The organism is Aurantimonas sp. (assembly GCF_964217435.1).
GTDB lineage: Bacteria > Pseudomonadota > Alphaproteobacteria > Rhizobiales > Rhizobiaceae > Aurantimonas > Aurantimonas coralicida.
In genome coordinates this window covers 1-18,900 of the sequence record NZ_CAXPJM010000031.1, presented here as the reverse complement: position 1 = coordinate 18,900, position 18,900 = coordinate 1, and the positions used below count along the sequence as shown (strand labels likewise).

Sequence of the window (18,900 nt, the reverse complement as noted above, 5' to 3'; positions counted from 1 at the left end):
CCAGGGCCGCCGCGCGCCGCCGCGTTGCATCACATGGATTTGGCGGCTTCGAAGACGTCGTTGCCGATGACCTCGCGATAGGCCTCGTGGACCTCTTCGGCGCGTTCCTTGAAGCCGGAGACGTCCGGGTCCTCGACGATGGTCATGCCCTGTTTGCGCAGCAGCGCGACATACTCGCCGCTGATCTTGCTCATCTTCTCGGCATGCCGGGTTTCAGCATCGGCCGCCGCGTCGACGATGGCCTTGCGGTGCTCCTCGCTGAGGCTGTCGAGGAAGCTCACGCTGGCGTTCAGGAAGAGCCGCGTCTGCATGTGGTTGGTCAGGGACAGATTGCCGGCGACCTCGTAGATCTTCCAGTCATGCATGACCTCGATCGGGTTCTCCATGCCGTCGACCGTGCCGGTCTTCAACGCCAGGAAGAATTCCGACGAGGACAGCGGCGTCGGCTGCACGCCGAAGGCCCGCCAGGTGTCCATGTAGATGTCGATGCGCGGCACCCGGATCTTCAGGCCCTGGATGTCGTCGACCGAATTCACCTCGGTCTCCTTGGTGGAGAGGATGCGCGGGTTGCGGTTGAGGAAGGCGAGCGTGCGCACGCCGGCCTGTTCGGCCATGTCCTCGGTCCAGCCCTTGGCGGTGTCGCTGGCCAGGAACGCGTTCAGGTGGTCCTGGTCGCGCCAGAAGAAGGGCAGGTTGATGATCGACCACTTCGGATAGAAGTTCGAGACGATCTCGCCGTTGAGGGCGAGCTGGGTCAGTCCGCCCTGGAGCTGCTCGAACACCTCGCGGTCCTTGCCGAGGGTGGAGTTCGGGAAGATCTTGACGGTGATCTCGCCACCGGTCTCTTCCTTCACCTGCTCGGCGAACTCGACTAGCGTCTCGTGGCGCGGATCGTTGATTGGTGCGAGATGCGCCAGATTGATCTCGCGGGCATCGGCCTGCGCCGTCAGCGCACCGCCCAGAAGCAAGGCCATCGCGGCCGTCATCATCTTCATGGTCATCTCTCCTCCCTAGAGCCAGTGGACCGCACATGCGAAGAGCGGACCGGCACGATGGGTGCCGCTGGCCGCCTTCGCGCTCCCCGCGATCCGGCCGCACTATGCTCGCACGGCAGCGCATTCGTCAATGCATACGTTAGATTGTACGGAAAGAATGCGCAGTGGACCATGAGGGTTCGGCGCTCCAGCGGCCTTCATTTGCCGCGCGGAGGCGCACAGGACGAGCACCATCATCGATCGGCGATCATCGCGTGACGCCCTCGTCGCTACAGCGAACATATGGTGGCGTGCCGGCCCTTCAGGGCGCCTCCGTCATCGACGTCCGAGCGGCATCAACCGGTCGCTCAGTCGCGGTTCCAGATTCGCGTAAAGGCCCGCCCCAGCCAGGCGTTCTGCCGTTGGCGCAGGCGGCGATAGGCCGGCAGCTGGACCAGCACCATCAGGACAATGGCGAGGATCAGGATCAGGCTGACCGGACGGGTGAAGAAGCCGGTGACATCGCCCTGCCCCACCATCAGCGCGCGGCGCAGGTTGGTATCGGCCATTGGCCCGAGGATCACCCCGATGACCAGCGGCGCGATGGGATAATCCATCTCGGTCAGAAGGTAGGCGGCGAGCCCGACGAGCACCATCAGGTAGAGATTGAAGACGCTGAGGCCGAGCGCATAGGAGCCGAGGACACTGATCACGGCGACGACCGGCATGAACAGGGTCACCGGGATGCTCAGCACCCGCACCACCTGGCGGGCGAGGAAAATGCCGTTCAGCCACATGGCGAGCGAGGCCAGCACCATGATCGCGGCCAGTTCGGTCAGGAAGGTCGGACGCTCGATGGAGACCATCGGCCCCGGCGTCAGGCCGTGCAGCATCAGCGCGCCCAGCAGCATGACCGCCGGCGGGCTGCCGGGAATGCCGAGCGTGACCAGCGGGATCAGCGCGCCGCCGATGCAGGCATTGTTGGCGGTCTCGGCGGAGATCAGGCCGGCCGGTTCGCCCTTGCCGAATTTCTCCGGGGTCTTCGACATGCTCTTGGCGGTGCCGTAGGAGACCCAGCCGGCGATGTCCTCGCCGATGCCGGGCACCGCGCCGATGCCGACGCCGATCAGGCCGGACCGCACGATATGGCGGAGATTGCCGAAGATGGTGCGGAAATCGGGCAGCACCCGGCCGACCTTCTGGATCGGGCCGGCGACATGTCGCTCCTGCAGCGACCGGATGATCTGCGGCACGGCGAAGGCGCCGATCAGCACCGGCACCACCTCAAGGCCGGAATCGAGCTCCGGCAGGCCGAAGGTGAAGCGCGGAAAGAACATCAGGAGGTCACGCCCGACGGTCGACAGCGCAAGACCGATGAAGCCAGCGATCCAGCCCTTCAGGACCAGGTCCGGGCTGGTCAGGGTGCCGGAGATCAGGATGCCGAACAGGGCCAGGACGAAGAATTCGTAGGAGGTGAACTGCAGCGCCAGTTCGACGATCAGCGGCGCCGAGACGACCAGCGCCAGCATGCCGATGACGGTGCCGATGAAGGAGGCGGTGGTGGTCAGCCCCAGCGCGCGGCCGCCATCGCCGCGCCGCGCCATCGGGTAGCCGTCGAGGGCCGAGGCGGCGGAGGCGGCCGTGCCGGGAATGTTCATCAGGATGGCGGAATAGGAGCCGCCATAGACCGCGCCGACATACATGGACAGGAGCGCGATCAGCGCGACGTCGAGGTCAAAGCCGTAGGTCAGCGTCGCCAGGAGCCCGACGCCGAGGGTCGCCGTCAGGCCGGGCAGCGCCCCGAAGACGATCCCCAGAAGGCTCGATCCGATGAGGAGCGCCCAGTTGGACGGGCTCGCCAGGAGCGTGCCGAGGGCCGCGAAGAACGAGCCGAAGGTGTCGAGGAGCCACATGGAGATCGCCTAGAAACTGGAGCGGAGCAGCGCCCGGACATGGTCGCTCGCCACGATCGTCAGCCCCTCGTGGGGAAGCGGCACCAGGAGCCCGTATTTGAAGACGATGCCAAGGATCAGCGGCGCGAGCAGGCTGAGGCCGACGCATTGCCTTGCATGGCGCGCGGCATCCTTCGGCGTGCGGGTGGCGCGCAGAAGCGCGGCGCAGGCGGCTAGGACGGCCAGCCAGAGGAACGCGTCGACGATCAGCGCGGCAGGCGTTCGCACGCCGGTCTCCAGGCCGAGGAGCGCCGCCCCGCCGACCGCGAGGGACACGCCGAAGAACAGCGCCAGGATGAGCCGGGTCGCAGGGGCCGCGGTCAGGTGGAAGAGCGTCGTGAAAGCCAGGAGGAACAGCGCCGTTGCGGCGATGAAGTCGACCCGCGGCACGAGGGCGTAGACATAGAAGACGATGAGCGCGGCGATCAGCCAGAAGGTGGCGCTGCGCTCGGACAGGCGGCCGGGCGCCATCCGCCGCATCGACGCCAGCGCCGCGGCGGCCCCGCCGGCGCGCCGGGCGCGCGCCAGCAGCATCAGGCTCAAGACGATCAGGCCGGTGGCGACGATGAGCGGAAACAGTGCCGGCGACACGTACCAGGCGTTGCGCACGCCGGCATAGCTGCCCTGCAGGGGGTAGGTCAGCGACCGAACCAGCATCGCCGTGGCGGCGGCCAGAATGGCGAGCCCGGCCCAGAAATCGGCGCGGGCGTCCTTGAGCGAGCGATCTCGATCCATGCCCTGCGGCACTCCTCACATTCCCGGAAAGGCCGGGGGCAAGCGGTCTGGCCGCATCGCCCGCGGTGATGGTCCTGTCGGGTCTGCCGGTTACGGGCGCGGAATCCCCAGCTTCTCCGGGCTGACCGTCGCGGCGCCGAGATCCTCGAGCGTCCAGGCGAACAGCGATTCCAGCCGGTTCATCTCGGCACTCGCCTCTTCGCCGGTGAGGCCGGACAGGGTGTAGTGATTGTCCGCCGCCCATTCGACAACGGCGTCGGTGGCCATGGCCGCATCGAAGGCGCTGACCAGCTTGGCCTTGACGTCGTCGGGCGTATCGGCCCGCACGGCGAGGCCGATGGCCTGCTTGACCGGCAGCGTCTCGGTCAGCCCCGGATGGGCGTCGAAGGCCGACGGCACGGTGCCGATGTCGGGAAGCTCCGTGGCATCCGCCACCAGCATGGCGAGCGGGCGCAGACGCTTGGCCTGGATGAGCTGCTGCTGCTCGGCGAGCGAGGTGACGACCAGCGTGACCTCGCCGGAAATCGCCGCGTTCTGGGCCGGAGCCGAGCCGGTATAGGGAATGAAGTTGAACTCCGTCCCCGTTCCCTTCTGCAGGGCCAGGAGGTTCAGATGGTGGATCGAGCCGGCCGCACTGGCGCCGGCGCGGATGGTGCCCGGTGCCTCCCTGGCGGCGGCGATGAGCTCGTCGAGGGTCTGGTACGGGGCGTTCGCCGAGACCGAGATGATTTCCGGCGAGCCGCCGACGAGGAAGAAGTCCCAGACGTCCATACGCTGGTCCCAGCCGCCCTGGATGCCCGCCGTCACGACGGATTCCGAAATGCCGGCCAGCGTGTAGCCGTCGGCGGGCTGGGAATGGACGTAACTCATGCCGACCGAACCGCCGACGCCGCCGGTGCGGTTGGAGACGTTTATATTGACCCCCAGCCCCTCCTGCATCTCGGCCGAGATCAGCCGGTTCAGCGTGTCCGTTCCGCCGCCGGCGGCCCAGACGACGACGTTGGAGATGTCGCGATCCGGGTATTCCTGCGCCGTTGCAGGCATTGCGAGGGCCCCGGCCAGCAGCGCTGCCGCGCCTGCACTTTTCCAGTCAAGCATCTGATTTTCCTCCCATGAGACGTTCCACTCGGCATTCCTCCAACCTCCCAGTCGGAGCAATCTCTGCACATTGTATGCGCTTATGTATTAGTCTACTGATAGGGTACTGCTCTTTTATATCCTTGTCGAGGTCGCCTGATGCTCAGTCTTTCCGGGATCGCTTTTCACGGCCACGGGCTGAACCGTCCGGAATGCGTCCTTGCCCATGCGTCAGGGCTGTTGATCACCGCCGACTGGACCGATGGCGGCGGCGTCTCGATCATCGAGCCGTCGGGGCGGGTCAGCCGGCATCTGGCGCAGAACCCGCCCCGGCCGCTGCGGCCGAACGGCATCGCGCTGGAGCGCGGCGGCAGCCTTCTGTTGACCGAGCTCGGCGTCGACACCGGCGGCGTCTGGCGGCTTCACCCGGACGGCACGGTGGACCCGGTGCTGCTGGAGGTGAACGGCACGCCGCTGCCGCCGTCCAATTTCGTGCATCTGGATGCGGTCGGCCGCATGTGGGTGACAGTCAGCACGCGCATGAATCCGCGCCATCTGGCGGCGCGCGGCGACGTCGCCGACGGATTCATCGTCCTCGTCGAGGACGGAGATGCGCGGATCGTCGCCGACGCGATCGGCTTCAGCAACGAATGCCTCGTCTCCCCCGACGGCCGCCATCTCTACATCAACGAGACCTTCACCCGGCGCCTCACCCGCTTCACCATCGTGGAGGGCAAACTGGAGGCGCGGCAGGTGGTCGCGCAGTTCGGCCCCGGCACCTATCCCGACGGCATGACCTTCGACGCGGAAGGCCATCTGTGGATCACCAGCATCGTCAGCAACCGGGTCATCCGGGTCAGCCCCGACGGCGACCAGACCCTGATGCTGGAAGACTGCGACGCCGATCACGTCGCCTATGTCGAGGCGGCCTATGCATCGAAGACCATCGAGCGCTCGCATCTCGACACGATGAAGAGCGAGAAGCTGCGGGCGATCTCCAGCCTCGCCTTCGGCGGGCCCGACCTCCGGACCGCCTATCTCGGCTGCCTGCAGGGCGAGGCGATCGCCAGTTTCGAAAGCCCGGTGGCCGGTCTCGCGCCGCTCCACTGGTCGCTGCCGATCGATGCGCTGGAGCGGCGGATCGCCGACCTACCGACCGTCGCCCCGAACCCGTCCTGATCTTGAACGCTGAGGAGCCCGAGACCCATGAGCACACTGCGCGTTGCGACCATCGGCGCCGGCTATTTCAGCCGTTTCCACCATGATGCCTGGTCGCGCATCGAGGACGCTTCGCTGGTCGCGGTCTGCGACCAGGATGCTGCAAAGGCGCAGGACTATGCCGAGCGCTTCGCGGTGCCCGCGGTCTACACCGATGTCAACGCGATGCTCGAGGCCGAGCGCCCCGATCTCGTCGACATCATCACGCCCCCGCACACCCATCTCGAGCTGATCCGCAAGACCACGGCGCAGCGCATTCCGACGATCTGCCAGAAGGCCTTCTGCACCAGCGTCGCGGAAGCCGAGGAGGCGACGCGGATCGCAGCCGAGGCGGACACCATGCTGGTGGTGCACGAGAATTTCCGCTTCCAGCCCTGGCACCGCGAGATCCGGCGGCAGATCGAGGCCGGGCGGATCGGCAGCATCTACCAGGCCAGCTTCCGCCTGCGGCCCGGCGACGGGCAGGGCCCGCGGGCCTATCTCGATCGCCAGCCCTATTTCCAGAAGATGGAGCGCTTCCTCGTCCACGAGACGGCGATCCATTTCGTCGACACGTTCCGCTATCTCTTCGGCCCCGTCGAGGCGGTTATGGCACGGCTGGTGCGCCTCAATCCGGCAATCGTCGGCGAGGATGCCGGCATCATCCTGTTCGAGTTCGCGAACGGCGCGCGGGCCATGCTGGACGGCAACCGGCTGGGCGACCATCAGGCCGACGACCGCCGCCTGACCATGGGCGAGATGCTGGTCGAGGGCTCGGACGGCACGATCCGGCTCGACGGCTACGGACGGCTGTTCTTCCGCGCCTTCGGCAGCAATGACGAGAGCGAGATCGCCTATGAGCGCAACATGGAGGGGTTCGGCGGCGACAGCGTCCTCGCCCTGCAGCGCCACGTGGTGGACCATCTCCTGCGCCAGACACCTGTCGTCAACGCGGCGGCGGACTATCTGGCCAATCTGCGGATCGAGGCGGCCATCTATGCCTCCGCCCGCGACGGAATGCTAAAGACGGTCCAAGATGATTCTCATGCGGAAGGTGCCTTGTGACAGTGGCGACAGAGACTGGAACGCCCGCTTCCGTCGCGGAGGAGCGGATCTCCTATGCCGAGCGTGCGTATCGTGAGATCCGCAGGCTGATCCTGAACAACGAGATGCCTGCCGGCACGCACGTCCTGGAAAAGGAACTGTCAGTTCTTCTGGAGATGAGCCGCACGCCGATCCACGAAGCCATGATCCGCCTCGCCGAGGAAGGCATGGTCGAGATCAAGCCGCGGCACGGCATGCGCGTCCTGCCGGTCTCGGCCGACGACATGCAGGAAATCTACCAGATCCTGACGGCGCTGGAGTCGGAGGCAGCCGAGGAGATCGCCCGCGAGGGCGTCGCCGACGAAGCGATGGAGGCCATGCGCCAGGCGGTGGACGACATGGACGCCGCGCTCAAGAGCGACGATCTCCTGGCCTGGGCCCAGTCCGACGACCATTTCCATCGCCTGCTGATGGAGAACTGCCCGAACCGGCGCCTGCGCGCGCTGGTCTCGCAGTTCCTTGCCCAGTCGCACCGGGTCCGCATGCTCACCTTGCGCCTGCGCCCCAGGCCGGTGGGGTCGAACGAGGACCACGAAGCGCTGCTCGATGCGATCGAGCGCCGGGACGCCGATGCCGCCCGGCAGATCCACCGCGAACATCGCTTCCGCAATGGCCGCATGCTGGTCGGCCTGCTGCGCGACTACGGCCTGACGCAGCTTTAGCCGCCGCCGAACGACGCACGGACCGGCGGTCGCCCCTCTCAGAAGAATGGGCGTGGCTTGCCCCCTCGCCCGCCACGCCCCGTCGCAGCCGGGCGATCAGCCCGACGCGCCAGCCAGAAGCGTGAGCTCGGTCACGCGCTTGCCCGTCACCATGTCCCGCGACGCCGCGTCGAAGGTCTGGAAATGCGGCGAGGCCAGATGGGCCTCGAACGCCGCGCGGTCGTCATAGACTTCGTAGAGGACGATCCCGTAGGCGTCGCCGGGCCGGGCGCAGACGTCGAAGACGCGGCAGCCGGGCTCGTCCGCCAAAGACCGGCGGGCGTTCTCGACGATCAGCTTCTCGAAGGCCGGGCCGGAGCCCTCGGCGACCGCGAATTCGACGAGAATGACGTAGGGCGCGGCGGCGGCTCCTTTGGCTTCGCTCATTTGGCAGCCTCGATTTCCGCGATGACCGCACGGGTGATGTCGGCGGTGCCGTTGCTGCCGCCGAACTCGAAGGGCCGGATGCGCTCGGCATAGGCCTTGTCGATCGCCGCTTCCAGGATCAGCGACGCATCGGTCAGCGCGTCCAGCTTGTGGCGGGCGCCCAGCCAGTCGAGCATCATCGCGGTCGACAGGAGCATGGCGGTCGGATTGGCCTTGCCGGTGCCCACGATGTCCGGCGCACTGCCATGGCTCGGCTGGAACAGCGCATGCTCGTCGCCGATCTCGGCGCAGGGCGCCAGCCCCATGCCGCCGACGAGGCCGCCGCCCAGATCGGAGATGATGTCGCCGAACATGTTCTCCATGACCATGACGTCGAAGTCCCAGGGCTTGCGGATCAGGTCCAGCGCCGTCGCGTCGACATAGGCGGCATCAGCGTCCACGCCGGGGAAGTTCACCGCACGCTCGTGGAAGATCTTGCGGAAGAAGGCCATGGCGACGAAGACGTTCGACTTGTCGACGCAGGTAACGCGGCCGGTCTTGCCGCGCAGCCGCTGGCGCCGCTCGGCGAGGCGGAAGGAGAAGTCGAACAGCTTCTCGGAGGTCGACCGCGTGATGACCATGGTCTCGCGGGCGACCTTGTCGTCCTCGACCGTGCCCTTGCCGCGGGAATAGAACAGCCCCTCGGTGGATTCGCGAATGATGACGAGGTCGATGTCCTTGGCGCGCGGATCGGCCAGCGGGCTCGGCGTATTGGGCAGATGGCGGACCGGGCGGACGCCGGCATAGAGGCCGAATTCCCGGCGCATCTCCAGATGCGGCGCGATCTCGGTGCCGTCCGGATAGCGGATGTCGGGAAGGCCCATGGCGCCGAACAGGATCGCGTCGCAGGACCTCGTCGCGTCGGCTGCCTCGTCGGTCAGGGCGATGCCGGTTTCCTTGTAATATGCCGCGCCGCCCGGATGCTGGTGGCGCGCCAGACGGAAGCCGCAACGTGCCTCCAGAGCGTCCAGAACCGCCAGACCGCTGTCCATCACCTCGACCCCGATCCCGTCACCGGGAAGGACCACGATCTCCAGATCACTCATTCGGACACTCCTGTCGCCACTCAATCCTCGCGATCAGGCCTAGCCCCATTCAATGAATGCGTCAATGCATGCATTATTGTAGCGGTCGCGAATTTCGAGCTTGGCGCGCCTGTCGATCGCGCCTGATTGCGTTTGGTTAGCCGGATTCAGCCGCGCTCCCGGAGCTGTCGCCTCTGAACGCATGCCTGCGGGCAACAGGTGGGGTGGCACGTGAACGGAAAGCCGCCGGGGTCACTCCACGGCAGCGCTTGAGCGCCCACGAGGCGGGTCGCAAGTGAAGGAAGGCAGCTGCCGGGGGCGAGCCGCACGGGGGCTGCCCGGGTGGACCGTCGGCGCTACGAGGAGCGCCGACGGTCCGTGATCGGGCTACTCCGCGGCTTCTCGGGTCGTCGCGGGCGCGACGATGCGGGCGGCGCAGTATTTGAACTCCGGGATCTTGCCGAAGGGATCGAGCATCGGGTTGGTCAACATGTTGGCCGGGCTCTCGTTGAAGCAGAACGGCATGAAGACCATGCCGTCGGCAACCTCCCGGTCGGCCCGCAGGATCGCCTCGACCGTGCCGCGCCGGGTCTCGATCGCGATCATTTCGCCCTGTTGCAGGCCCCTGCGGCCGATCTCGCGCGGGTTCATCGAGGCGATGCCCTGGGGCTCGATGGCGTCCAGCACGCCGGCCCGGCGGGTCATGGCGCCGGTGTGCCAGTGTTCGAGCAGCCGGCCCGTGGTCAGTACGAGCGGATAGTCCGCGTCGGGCACCTCGTCCGGCGGCAGCAGATCGGCCGGCACGATGCGGCCGCGGCCGTCGGCGGTGGGGAAGCTGGTCGAGAAGATGATCTCGTTGCCCGGCTGGTCGGGACCGTCGGCCGGGTAGATCACCGATTCTTCCCGCTCGACGCGCTCCCAGGAGATATGCTTCAGCGACGGCATCACCGCCGCCATCTCCGTATAGACCTCCGAGACATGGCCGTAATTCCAGTCGAGGCCGATGCGGCGGGCAAGGTCGATGATGATGTCGAGGTCCTGCCGGGCCTCGCCCGGCAGGTCGAGCGCCGGCCGGCCGATCTGCACCTGCCGGTTGGTGTTGGTGAAGGTGCCGAGCTTTTCGGCATGGACCGAGGCCGGCAGCACCACGTCGGCGTGCCAGGCGGTCTCGGTGAGGAAGATGTCCTGCACCACCAGATGCTCGAGCTTGGCCAGCGCGCCGCGGGCATGGGCCTGGTCGGGATCCGACATGGCCGGATTCTCGCCCATCACATACATGCCCTTGATGACGTCGTCATGGATCGCGTCGATGATCTCGACGACGGTCAGTCCGGTCTTGGGGTCGAGCGTCTGGCCCCAGAAATTCTCGTAGGTCCCCCGGATGTCGGGATTCTCGACGGATTTGTAGTCGGGATAATACATCGGGATCAGCCCGGCATCCGACGCACCCTGGACGTTGTTCTGACCGCGCAGCGGATGCAGGCCGGTGCCCGGGCGGCCGATCTGGCCGGTGATCAGCGCCAGCGCGATCAGGCAGCGGGAATTGTCCGTGCCGTGGGTGTGCTGGGAAATGCCCATGCCCCAGAAGATGATCGAGCGTTCGGCCTTGGCATAGGTGCGGGCGACGTCCCGCAGCGTCTCGGCCGGCACCCGGCAGATATCGGCCATCGCCTCGGGCGAGAAGTCCTTGACCTTCTCCTTCAGCGCCTCGAAGCCGGCGACATTGGCCTGGATATACTGCTCGTCATAGAGCTGTTCCTCGATAATCACGTGGATCAGCGCGTTCAGCATGGCGACGTCGGTGCCGGGCTTGAACTTCAGCGAGTGGGTGGCGTGGCGCATCAGGTCCTGGCCGCGCGGGTCCATGACGATGAGCTGCTTGCCCAGCTTGGCGGCCTGTTTGAAATAGGTCGCGGCGACCGGGTGGTTGGTCGTCGGGCGGGCGCCGATGACGATGATGCACTCGGCCTTCATGGCGTCGTTGAACGGCGCCGAGACCGCGCCCGAGCCGACGCCCTCCATCAGGGCGGCCACCGAGGAGGCGTGGCAGAGCCGCGTGCAATGATCGATATTGTTGGTGCCGAAACCCTGCCGGATCAGCTTCTGGAAGAGATAGGCCTCCTCGTTCGATCCCTTGGCCGAGCCGAAGCCGGCCAGCGCCTGGCCGCCATGGGCCGCCATGATCGATGACAGCCCGCCGGCGGCACGCTCCATCGCCTCTTCCCAGGTCGCCTCGCGAAAGACGGTCAGCGGATCGACGTCGCGCATGTCGATGTCGCCGGCCTTCGGCGCATCGTCGCGGCGGATCAGCGGCCTGGTCAGGCGCTCCGGCGACATGGCGTAGTCGAAGCCGAAGCGGCCCTTCACGCACAGCCGGTTCTCGTTGGCATAGCCGTCGCGGCCGTCGACCTGGACGATGCGGTTGTCCTTGACCGCGACCTTGGTCTGGCAGCCGACGCCGCAGAACGGGCAGACGCTGTCGACGACCTTGTCGAAGTCCTGGACCGCGCGAACGGTGCGCGTCTCGTCCATCAGCGACTTCTCGTAGAGCGCGCCGGTCGGACAGGCCTGGACGCATTCGCCACAGGTCACGCAGGTCGACAGGCCCATCGGGTCGTGGATGTCGAAGACCGGCACGGAGCGGTTGCCGCGCATGGCCATGCCGATGACGTCGTTGACCTGCACCTCGCGGCAGGCGCGCACGCAGGCGCCGCAGGTGATGCAGGCGTCCATGTTGACGGCGATGGCCGGATTGGTGACGTCGAACTCGGCCGTGGCGTGTCCGTCGGCGAATTTCGACGGATAGCGGTCGCTGCCGGCCACGCCCATGGAGGACGCCCAGTCCCAGAACATCGACTGGTTGTCCGGGCTTTCCTCGGGCGGCCGCATGTTGCTGGCCAGAAGCTCGACCACCATCTGGCGCGACTTCACCGCGCGCTCGGTGGCGGTGCGCACCACCATGCCCTCGGCGGGCTTGCGGATGCAGGAGGCGGCCAGCACACGCTCGCCGTCGATCTCCACCATGCAGGCGCGGCAATTGCCGTCCGGCCGGTAGCCCGGCATGTCGACATGGCACAGATGCGGGATGCGCGTGCCCTCGCGCTTGGCGACTTCCCAGATGGTCTCGCCGGCATCCGCGGCAACGGACTTGCCGTCGAGTTCGAAGGTGATCTTGCTCGTCATCGCGACAGCTCCTCGCGGAAATGCGTCAGAAGATGATTCACGGGATTGGGCGCCGCCTGACCGAGACCGCAGATCGAGGCGTCGCGCAGGACGGTCTCCAGATCGCGGATCGCCGTTTCGTCGATCGGCCCCCGGGACTCCAGGAGCGACACCAGCTTGCCGGTGCCCTCGCGGCAGGGCGTGCACTGGCCGCAGCTCTCATGCTCGAAGAAGCGCAGAAGGTTGAGCGTGGCCTCGCGGATATCGTCCTTGTCGGAGAACACCACGACGGCATGGGAGCCGACGAAGGCGCCGTGGCGGGCGAGCTCGCCGCCGAAATCCAGCGGAATGTCGCCGAGCGCGGCGGGCAGGACGCCGCCCGAGGCGCCGCCGGGCAGATAGGCCTTGAACGCATGGCCCTCGGCCATGCCGCCGCAATGCTCCTCGATCAGTTCGCGCACGGTGATGCCGGCCGGGGCGAGCTTGACGCCCGGCTTGCGCACGCGGCCCGAGACCGACCAGGAGCGCAGCCCCGGAAAGCCCGGCTTGCCGAGGCCGGTGAACCATTCGGGACCGTTGTCGACGATGTCGCGGATCCACCACAGGGTCTCGACATTGTGGTTCAGCGTCGGCCGGCCGAACAGGCCGACTTCGGCGATGTAGGGCGGGCGGTGCCGCGGCAGGCCGCGCTTGCCCTCGATGCTCTCCAGCATCGCGCTTTCCTCGCCGCAGATATAGGCGCCGGCGCCGCGGCGCAGCTCGATGAAGCCCGGCGTGATCAGGCCGCCGGCTTCCAGCGCGGCGATCTCGGTGCGCAGGATGTGCAGCACGGCCGGGTATTCGTCGCGCATGTAGAGATAGATGCGCTCGGCCTCGACCGCATGGGCGGCAACGAGAGCGCCTTCCAGTGTGCGGTGCGGGTCGCGCTCCAGGTGGTAGCGGTCCTTGAAGGTGCCGGGTTCGCCCTCGTCGCCATTGATGGTCATCAGGCGCGGCCCCGGATAGGAGCGCACGAAGCCCCATTTCTTGCCGGCCGGGAAGCCGGCGCCGCCGAGCCCGCGCAGGCCGGCGGACTGCATGGTCTCGATCAGCGTGTCGACGGCGAGCGACCCGTCGCGGATCTTCGACAAGAGCTTGTAGCCGCCGGCGGCGAGATAATCGGCCAGATTGGTGTAGTCGGGCACGCGGACGGTGGTCTCGCCGGCAGCGGCCAGGGCGGCCAGCCCCTCGGCGCTGGCGTGATCGACCTCGCGGTCGCCGATGCGGGCGGCCGGCGCGGTGGCGCAGCGGCCCATGCAGGGCGCGCGCACGACCCGGATGGCGGCCGGATCGACGCCTGCCGAGACTTCACCGATCAGCGCTTCGGCGCCGGCCAGCGCGCAGCTGATCGAATCACAGATCCGGATGGTCAGCGGCGCCGGTTTTTCCTCGCCTTCGCGCACCACGTCGAAATGGTCGTAGAAGGACGCCACCTCGTAGACTTCCGCCTGGGACAGCCGCATCTCCTCGGCCAGGGCGCGCAGATGGGCCGCGCTCAGGCAGCCGAAGCGATCCTGGATCAGATGCAGATATTCAATGAGTAGGTCCCGTCGCCGCTCCCCTTCGCCGAGGAGTTCCCGTATGTCCGACCACGCCGTCTCGTCGAGTTCCCGTCCCTTGGGCCCACGATCCCGTGGCCGAAGCTCCCGCACCGCCATTCTTCCTCCTTCACGGTGCCCACCATGAACCTCAATGCCGCATAACGCCTTGAGGCAAAAGACCGTACCAAAAAATATCCCGACATGGCGACCGCAACGGCGCCCCGGACCGGCGATTTTCGTACTTGTAGCTTACGGAACGATGCGTCAGCCTGACGAGGGGAGAGGGAGATGCGGGCAGGCCGGTCTCGCGTGAGCGCCATCGGTCCGCACCCGCGCGGCCTCCTGCGGCCGTTTCGCGGCCGCACCGGTTGCAAGGGAGGGGACGCCGATGAAGATCGAGCGCATCGACACCTATGTTCTCAAGGTCTCCAGCCGCGAGAACGCGTTCTATTCGTCGCAGGATTATTTCGCAGAGCGCACCAGCCTTCTGGTCCGGATCACCTGCGACGACGGGACGACCGGCTGGGGCGAAGGCGGCCAGTACGGCCCGCCCGAGCCGCCGGCCAGCTGCATCCGGGACGTCATCGGCCCGCGGCTGATCGGACGCTATCCGGCCGCGCCGACGGCGATCTTCGAGGAGTTCTACGCCCGCACCCGGGATTTCGGCCAGAAGGGCGCCTATGTCGAGGCTCTGAGCGCCATCGACATCGCCCTGTGGGACATCTTCGGCAAGATGGTCGGCCAGCCGGTCCACGCGCTTCTCGGCGGCGCCATCCGCCAGCGCGTGCGGGCCTACGGGACCGGCTGCTACTACCCGCCGGACTATGCCGACCGCCCGGTCATGCTGGACAAACTGCGCGAAGAGGTGCTGCGCATCCGCGCCACCGGCGTCGCCGCCGTCAAGATGAAGATCGGTCTCCTGCCGATCCGCGACGACATCGAGCGCATGCGCCTCGTGCGCGAGACCCTCGGCGACGACGTCGAGATCATGGCCGATGCCAACCACGCCTATAATTACGCCTCTGCCGTGCGGATCGGGCGGGTCATGGAAGAGCTGGATTTCCGCTGGTTCGAGGAGCCGGTGGTGCCGGAGGACCGCGAGGGCTATCGCCGCCTGCGCGAGACGCTGGACGTGCCGATCGCCGGCGGCGAGGCCGAATTCACCCGCTTCGGCTTTCGCGACCTCATCGGCGGCGGCTGCATCGACATCGCCCAGCCGGACATCTGCGCGGCCGGCGGCTTCACCGAATGGAAGAACATCCTGGCGCTGGCGACGAGCCACAACATCATGGTGGTGCCGCATGTCTGGGGATCGGGCGTGGCCGTCGCCGCAGCCCTGCAGGCGCTGGCGATCGTGCCCCATGCGCCCTACACGGCGCGTCCGGTGCCGCTGCAGAACGAGACGATGATCGAGTTCGACCGCACCTACAATCCGCTGCGCGACGACATCCTGACGGAGACATTCGTGCTCGAGGACGAGTGCCTGGCGATCCCCACCGGCCCCGGCCTCGGCGTCACGGTCGACGCGGACGCCGTGCGCCGGCACTGCGTGCGGCAGGAGACGATCGACGCCGGCTCCTGACAGGCCGGCCGTTGGCGACCGTCGCCATGGCCGGCATCCAGCGATGCGTCAGGGGCAGACGCCCCGGGCGCGGACATAGCGGGCGGAGACCCAGCCGGACGGAGAGGCCGGGCCCCACAACGGGTCCTCGCAGTCCCCTTCCATACAGGTCACGTGGTACCAGTTGCCCCGCCGGTCGTAGACCGACAGGAGATCGCCGGCATAGACCTCGCCGATCTGCCGCGCGGCGGAGGATGGCCCGCGCCGCACCGCCAGAAATCCCGCGCCGGTCCGGTGGTCGTAGGAGGAGATCGGGCGCACGCCGCTCACCCGTCCGGTGCAGTCGCCGGCGAGCGCCTGGGGCGCGGTGCCAAGCCCCGCAGCGACGAGAACCGCCGCTGCGATCCCAGATGTCAGTCGCGTCATCCGATCATCCTTTCGAAACGCCCGTCATGGGCAGGTGCCGCGCCCATCCTGCCGAAGAGGGCGGCCGACCCCTTGATCCGGATCAAGCGGCGTGGCGGGCTCATGCCTTTCTGCGCCGACAGGTCGGCGTCAGGGCTGTGCCGCCCAGTAGCGCGCGAGGTCGCCGCGCAGCCGGGCCGGCGATCGCGTTCCCCATTCGTCGCGATGGCCCACCAGATAGAGGACCGGCCGCAGCCGCGACGGACGGGCGGCCGCGAGATCGGCGAACTGGTCGGGCACGAAGACATGCCGGCCGTAGATGTGGCGGGCCTCCACCGGCAGGCTCGGAAGGGCCCGGCGCACGAGTTCGCTGCAGAAGAAGCAATCCGCCGTATCCGCGTCGAAGCGGAAATCGAAGGGCTGGCCGACGGCGCCGAGCAGGAACCGCATCGCCCGGCGGCGTTCGGCCCGCGCGGCGAGCGCCGGACGCAGCACGACCAGATAATCCGCGTTGAGGACGGTCTCGGCCGAACTCAGATGCACCCCGTCCTGATCGGCTTCGATGAAGGTCCGGCCGGCAAGGATGTCGGCCGCCTGCCCCTGCGCCACCGCATCGCTCCAGACGCCCAGCCGGCGCATGTCGGCGTCCGAGCCCAGATGGATCGCGACATGCTTGAACAGGCCCGGAAGGGTGGCGTTGGTCAGCCGCCCGCCCGAGGTCACGAGAACGATGTCGAGCGGCCGCAGATGTCGCCGCAGGAGCCGGACGGCCCCGTCCCGGCCATACAGATGGCCATCGCGCCATTCGACCGCGGCCACGACGCGGCCGATCACCGGCGCGACCGGATCGAGCACCGCCACCAGCCAGTCGGGATAGCGTTCGACATTCGCGCAGCATTTGCGGATCGCCGGCGGCGGTGGCTCCGGGCCGAGATCGCCGGCTGCCAGGCCTGTGACGCAGCCAGCAAGCGCCAGCAGAAGCAGGGCGCAGGGCAGGAGCAGCAGGCGTTTCATGAGACGCGCCGTCAGGTGCCCGGGGCCTGTCATCGAAAGCGCGCCGTTTCGCCGATCGACAGGGTGCGGGCGTTCATCGTGGCGCCGGCCCGCAGAAACCGCCGCGATGGTTCGCCGCGGGGCTCCGGCGACAGGGCGAAGGTGCCCCAGTGAATGCCGATCGCCGCCTTCGCCTTCACATCGTCCGCCAGCCGGACCGCCTCTTCCGGGGTCATGTGCATGTCGCCGACCAGATGCCGGGGCTCGGAAGCGCCGATCGGCACCAGCACGAGGTCATACGGCCCGCGCCGGCGACCGATCTCTGCAAACACCGGCGCGTAGCCGCTGTCGCCGATGAACAGGACGCGGTGGGACGGGTCCCTGAGCTCCCAGGAAAAGGCCGTCCCGTCCCGGATGCCGAGAAGGTTGCGCCGGGTCGCGTGGATCGCCGGCAGGCCGGTGATCGTGACCGCGCCGATCCTGGCCGATCCGTTCAGCGGGAGCGCGTGGATGCGCCGGAATCCGGCATCGGCCGCCAGATGTGCAAGACCGTCCGGCACGACGACGGCCGCTTCCGGAAACCGTCCGGCGAGCATTTGCAGGGAGGGGGCGTGGAGATGGTCGAAGTCGCCATGGGAGAGCACCACCGCATCGATTCCTCGAAGCTGATCGAGGTGCAATTGCGGCCAGCCATAGCGAACCGGCAGCGGGCTTGCGAGCGAGACGGCGCCCGCCAGCACCGGATCGGTCAGGATCACGGTCTTCCCAAGCTCCAGGAGAACGGTCGAATGACCGTACCAGGTCACCGTCATCCCGCCCCGCTGCGGAGGCCCGGCGGATGTCGGTGCTTCGCGCGCCTCCTCCGGTCCGGAGGGCTCGCCGGGTCCCCGCAGGCGTTCGGCGAGCGCATAGACGCCGGCGGCCATCGAGACATGATGGATGGCGAGGCCGACCCCGCGCAGTGGCTGCGGCGCGAGCACAACCGGTGCCGCGTCGGTGCGCGGCGGTCTGCCCGGCAAAGACGCGGCACAGCCGCAGAGCAAGACCGTCAGGCACAGCGCAGCCCGGATGCCCCGAAGACGCAACATGAGGAATTTCCCGGAACGCGGAAACAGGCTGCGGCGCGAGCCGACCCAGGAGCCGGCCGGCGACGGATCAGCGGTTTCGCCGCCTAGCGGCAGCCCTTGCGGCGCTCCCATCGCTGGATCGCGGCAACCTCGCGCCTGTCGGGGCCCGACAGCTCGCCATAGGGCGGGAAGCAGCTGCGGCCGAAGGCGCGGCGCGCCCGGCGGGTTTCGAAGCAATAGCCATTGTCGGCATAGATGGCGTTGCGGGCATACCAGAGCTCGTCGCAGCTCATGCTCCGGTAGCTCTGGGCCACCGCCTGCGATGCGCCGGCAAACGAGACGAGCGCAGCGACGATCAGCGTGCCTCGCAGGGTTCCAGTTGTCTGCATCTTCATGTTGGGCGCCTCCCGCCGGGTTGTCGATGCCCGAGCGTGACGGCCATTCGCGCGCTCCGACTTGATCTTCATCAAGTCTACCCGCCCATCTTCCCTTTGGGAATATGGGCGGCGAGGCGCTATGCCCAATAGTAATCGTCGACGCTCAGGGCGGTGCCGTCATGGCCGGCGAGGATGAACTGCTGCACGGTCAGGCCGTCGGCACTCGCCACCTCGAAGCTGGTCTGGCTGAGCTGCTTGACCGTGGCCCCGGCGCCGAAGCCGCCGAAGGACAGGCGGTCGCCGCCGGCCACACCGGCCCCGGTGAAGTCGCCGATCACGTCCACCGTGCCGGTTTCGGCCGTGATGACGAAGATGTCGTCACCGCCGCCGCCCAGCATGTAGTCGGATCCGCCGCGGCCATAGAGGACGTTGACCTGGTCGTTGCCGAAAATATGGTTGTCGTCGTCGCTGCCGAAGCCGCGCACCGCCGTGCCGGTCATGATCAGCGTCTCGACATGGGCGTCCAGCTGATGGTCGGCCGAGGCATAGACGGTGTCGTCACCA

The 18,900-nt window shown here is 67.7% G+C and carries 16 protein-coding genes and 1 pseudogene; 4 read left to right on the top strand and 13 right to left on the bottom strand.

All coding sequences use genetic code 11. From position 1 onward, the window contains the following. Positions 1-29: 29 nt before the first annotated feature. The 4 genes from ACEQX1_RS13235 to ACEQX1_RS13220 form a co-directional block, all read right to left on the bottom strand. Positions 30-995 carry a TRAP transporter substrate-binding protein gene (locus tag ACEQX1_RS13235; protein ID WP_370192933.1) on the bottom strand — a complete coding sequence of 322 codons (966 nt, stop codon included), beginning with the start codon at positions 993-995 and terminating at the stop codon, positions 30-32. 347 nt (positions 996-1,342) lie between these two features. Further along, entirely contained in the window at positions 1,343-2,887 is a 1,545-nt protein-coding gene (locus ACEQX1_RS13230) for a tripartite tricarboxylate transporter permease (RefSeq protein WP_370196908.1), read from the bottom strand. A 9-nt stretch (positions 2,888-2,896) separates the two neighbouring features. After that, a complete protein-coding gene (locus ACEQX1_RS13225) occupies positions 2,897-3,661 on the bottom strand; it encodes a hypothetical protein (RefSeq protein WP_370192931.1) in 765 nt (254 codons plus the stop codon). A 90-nt stretch (positions 3,662-3,751) separates the two neighbouring features. Continuing rightward, on the bottom strand, positions 3,752-4,759 hold the full coding sequence (locus ACEQX1_RS13220; RefSeq protein WP_370196907.1) for a Bug family tripartite tricarboxylate transporter substrate binding protein: 1,008 nt from the start codon (positions 4,757-4,759) through the stop codon (positions 3,752-3,754). A 138-nt stretch (positions 4,760-4,897) separates the two neighbouring features. On the opposite strand from ACEQX1_RS13220, the gene ACEQX1_RS13215 reads away from it, so the two are divergent. Genes ACEQX1_RS13215 through ACEQX1_RS13205 form a run of 3 tightly spaced genes read left to right on the top strand, consistent with a single transcriptional unit; the run spans position 4,898 to position 7,701 of the window. Beyond that, positions 4,898-5,917, top strand: a complete 1,020-nt coding sequence (locus ACEQX1_RS13215; RefSeq protein WP_370192929.1) for an SMP-30/gluconolactonase/LRE family protein — start codon at positions 4,898-4,900, stop codon at positions 5,915-5,917. Positions 5,918-5,944: 27 nt separating this feature from the next. Continuing rightward, positions 5,945-7,000: a Gfo/Idh/MocA family protein gene (locus tag ACEQX1_RS13210; RefSeq protein ID WP_370192928.1), complete on the top strand. Its 1,056-nt coding sequence runs from the start codon at positions 5,945-5,947 to the stop codon at positions 6,998-7,000. Between the two features lie 2 nt (positions 7,001-7,002). After that, positions 7,003-7,701, top strand: a complete 699-nt coding sequence (locus ACEQX1_RS13205; RefSeq protein ID WP_370192927.1) for a GntR family transcriptional regulator — start codon at positions 7,003-7,005, stop codon at positions 7,699-7,701. 96 nt (positions 7,702-7,797) lie between these two features. Here ACEQX1_RS13205 and ACEQX1_RS13200 read toward each other — a convergent pair whose 3' ends face one another. From ACEQX1_RS13200 to ACEQX1_RS13185, 4 genes are all read right to left on the bottom strand, one after another. Next, entirely contained in the window at positions 7,798-8,127 is a 330-nt protein-coding gene (locus ACEQX1_RS13200; protein WP_370192926.1) for a putative quinol monooxygenase, read from the bottom strand. Continuing rightward, positions 8,124-9,212 carry an isocitrate/isopropylmalate dehydrogenase family protein gene (locus ACEQX1_RS13195; RefSeq protein ID WP_370192925.1) on the bottom strand — a complete coding sequence of 363 codons (1,089 nt, stop codon included), beginning with the start codon at positions 9,210-9,212 and terminating at the stop codon, positions 8,124-8,126. The genes ACEQX1_RS13200 and ACEQX1_RS13195 overlap by 4 nt, the downstream gene beginning before the upstream one ends. 366 nt (positions 9,213-9,578) lie before the next feature. Beyond that, positions 9,579-12,374, bottom strand: coding sequence for a formate dehydrogenase subunit alpha (fdhF, locus tag ACEQX1_RS13190; RefSeq protein ID WP_370192924.1), 2,796 nt, complete (start codon positions 12,372-12,374; stop codon positions 9,579-9,581). Continuing rightward, on the bottom strand, positions 12,371-14,050 hold the full coding sequence (locus ACEQX1_RS13185; protein ID WP_370196906.1) for an NADH-ubiquinone oxidoreductase-F iron-sulfur binding region domain-containing protein: 1,680 nt from the start codon (positions 14,048-14,050) through the stop codon (positions 12,371-12,373). The genes fdhF and ACEQX1_RS13185 overlap by 4 nt, the downstream gene beginning before the upstream one ends. A 271-nt stretch (positions 14,051-14,321) precedes the next feature. Here ACEQX1_RS13185 and ACEQX1_RS13180 point away from each other — a divergent pair, with 271 nt between their 5' ends. Further along, positions 14,322-15,515: a mandelate racemase/muconate lactonizing enzyme family protein gene (locus ACEQX1_RS13180; RefSeq protein WP_188075309.1), complete on the top strand. Its 1,194-nt coding sequence runs from the start codon at positions 14,322-14,324 to the stop codon at positions 15,513-15,515. 48 nt (positions 15,516-15,563) lie between these two features. Here the strand turns inward: ACEQX1_RS13180 and ACEQX1_RS13175 are convergent, their stop codons facing one another. The 5 genes and pseudogenes from ACEQX1_RS13175 to ACEQX1_RS13155 form a co-directional block, all read right to left on the bottom strand. Further along, a complete protein-coding gene (locus ACEQX1_RS13175) occupies positions 15,564-15,920 on the bottom strand; it encodes an SH3 domain-containing protein (protein ID WP_187390069.1) in 357 nt (118 codons plus the stop codon). 129 nt (positions 15,921-16,049) lie between these two features. Beyond that, positions 16,050-16,913 carry a YiiX/YebB-like N1pC/P60 family cysteine hydrolase gene (locus ACEQX1_RS13170; RefSeq protein WP_370192919.1) on the bottom strand — a complete coding sequence of 288 codons (864 nt, stop codon included), beginning with the start codon at positions 16,911-16,913 and terminating at the stop codon, positions 16,050-16,052. A gap of 29 nt (positions 16,914-16,942) precedes the next feature. Next, complete coding sequence (locus ACEQX1_RS13165; RefSeq protein ID WP_370192917.1) at positions 16,943-17,980, bottom strand: MBL fold metallo-hydrolase; 1,038 nt, start codon at positions 17,978-17,980, stop codon at positions 16,943-16,945. 83 nt (positions 17,981-18,063) lie between these two features. After that, positions 18,064-18,354, bottom strand: coding sequence for a YARHG domain-containing protein (locus ACEQX1_RS13160; RefSeq protein WP_050767741.1), 291 nt, complete (start codon positions 18,352-18,354; stop codon positions 18,064-18,066). A gap of 119 nt (positions 18,355-18,473) precedes the next feature. After that, positions 18,474-18,900: pseudogene (locus ACEQX1_RS13155) on the bottom strand (hypothetical protein); the annotation flags it as partial.

Bases quoted from the DNA above. Each gene is read 5' to 3' on its own strand.
- ACEQX1_RS13185 (WP_370196906.1), bottom strand. From the start codon at position 14,050: ATGGCGGTGCGGGAGCTTCGGCCACGGGATCGTGGGCCCAAGGGACGG.
- ACEQX1_RS13180 (WP_188075309.1), top strand. From the start codon at position 14,322: ATGAAGATCGAGCGCATCGACACCTATGTTCTCAAGGTCTCCAGCCGC.
- ACEQX1_RS13225 (WP_370192931.1), bottom strand. From the start codon at position 3,661: ATGGATCGAGATCGCTCGCTCAAGGACGCCCGCGCCGATTTCTGGGCC.
- ACEQX1_RS13160 (WP_050767741.1), bottom strand. From the start codon at position 18,354: ATGAAGATGCAGACAACTGGAACCCTGCGAGGCACGCTGATCGTCGCT.
- ACEQX1_RS13170 (WP_370192919.1), bottom strand. From the start codon at position 16,913: ATGAAACGCCTGCTGCTCCTGCCCTGCGCCCTGCTTCTGCTGGCGCTT.
- ACEQX1_RS13230 (WP_370196908.1), bottom strand. From the start codon at position 2,887: ATGTGGCTCCTCGACACCTTCGGCTCGTTCTTCGCGGCCCTCGGCACG.
- ACEQX1_RS13195 (WP_370192925.1), bottom strand. From the start codon at position 9,212: ATGAGTGATCTGGAGATCGTGGTCCTTCCCGGTGACGGGATCGGGGTC.
- ACEQX1_RS13220 (WP_370196907.1), bottom strand. From the start codon at position 4,759: ATGCTTGACTGGAAAAGTGCAGGCGCGGCAGCGCTGCTGGCCGGGGCC.
- ACEQX1_RS13210 (WP_370192928.1), top strand. From the start codon at position 5,945: ATGAGCACACTGCGCGTTGCGACCATCGGCGCCGGCTATTTCAGCCGT.
- fdhF (WP_370192924.1), bottom strand. From the start codon at position 12,374: ATGACGAGCAAGATCACCTTCGAACTCGACGGCAAGTCCGTTGCCGCG.
- ACEQX1_RS13200 (WP_370192926.1), bottom strand. From the start codon at position 8,127: ATGAGCGAAGCCAAAGGAGCCGCCGCCGCGCCCTACGTCATTCTCGTC.
- ACEQX1_RS13215 (WP_370192929.1), top strand. From the start codon at position 4,898: ATGCTCAGTCTTTCCGGGATCGCTTTTCACGGCCACGGGCTGAACCGT.
- ACEQX1_RS13165 (WP_370192917.1), bottom strand. From the start codon at position 17,980: ATGTTGCGTCTTCGGGGCATCCGGGCTGCGCTGTGCCTGACGGTCTTG.
- ACEQX1_RS13235 (WP_370192933.1), bottom strand. From the start codon at position 995: ATGAAGATGATGACGGCCGCGATGGCCTTGCTTCTGGGCGGTGCGCTG.
- ACEQX1_RS13175 (WP_187390069.1), bottom strand. From the start codon at position 15,920: ATGACGCGACTGACATCTGGGATCGCAGCGGCGGTTCTCGTCGCTGCG.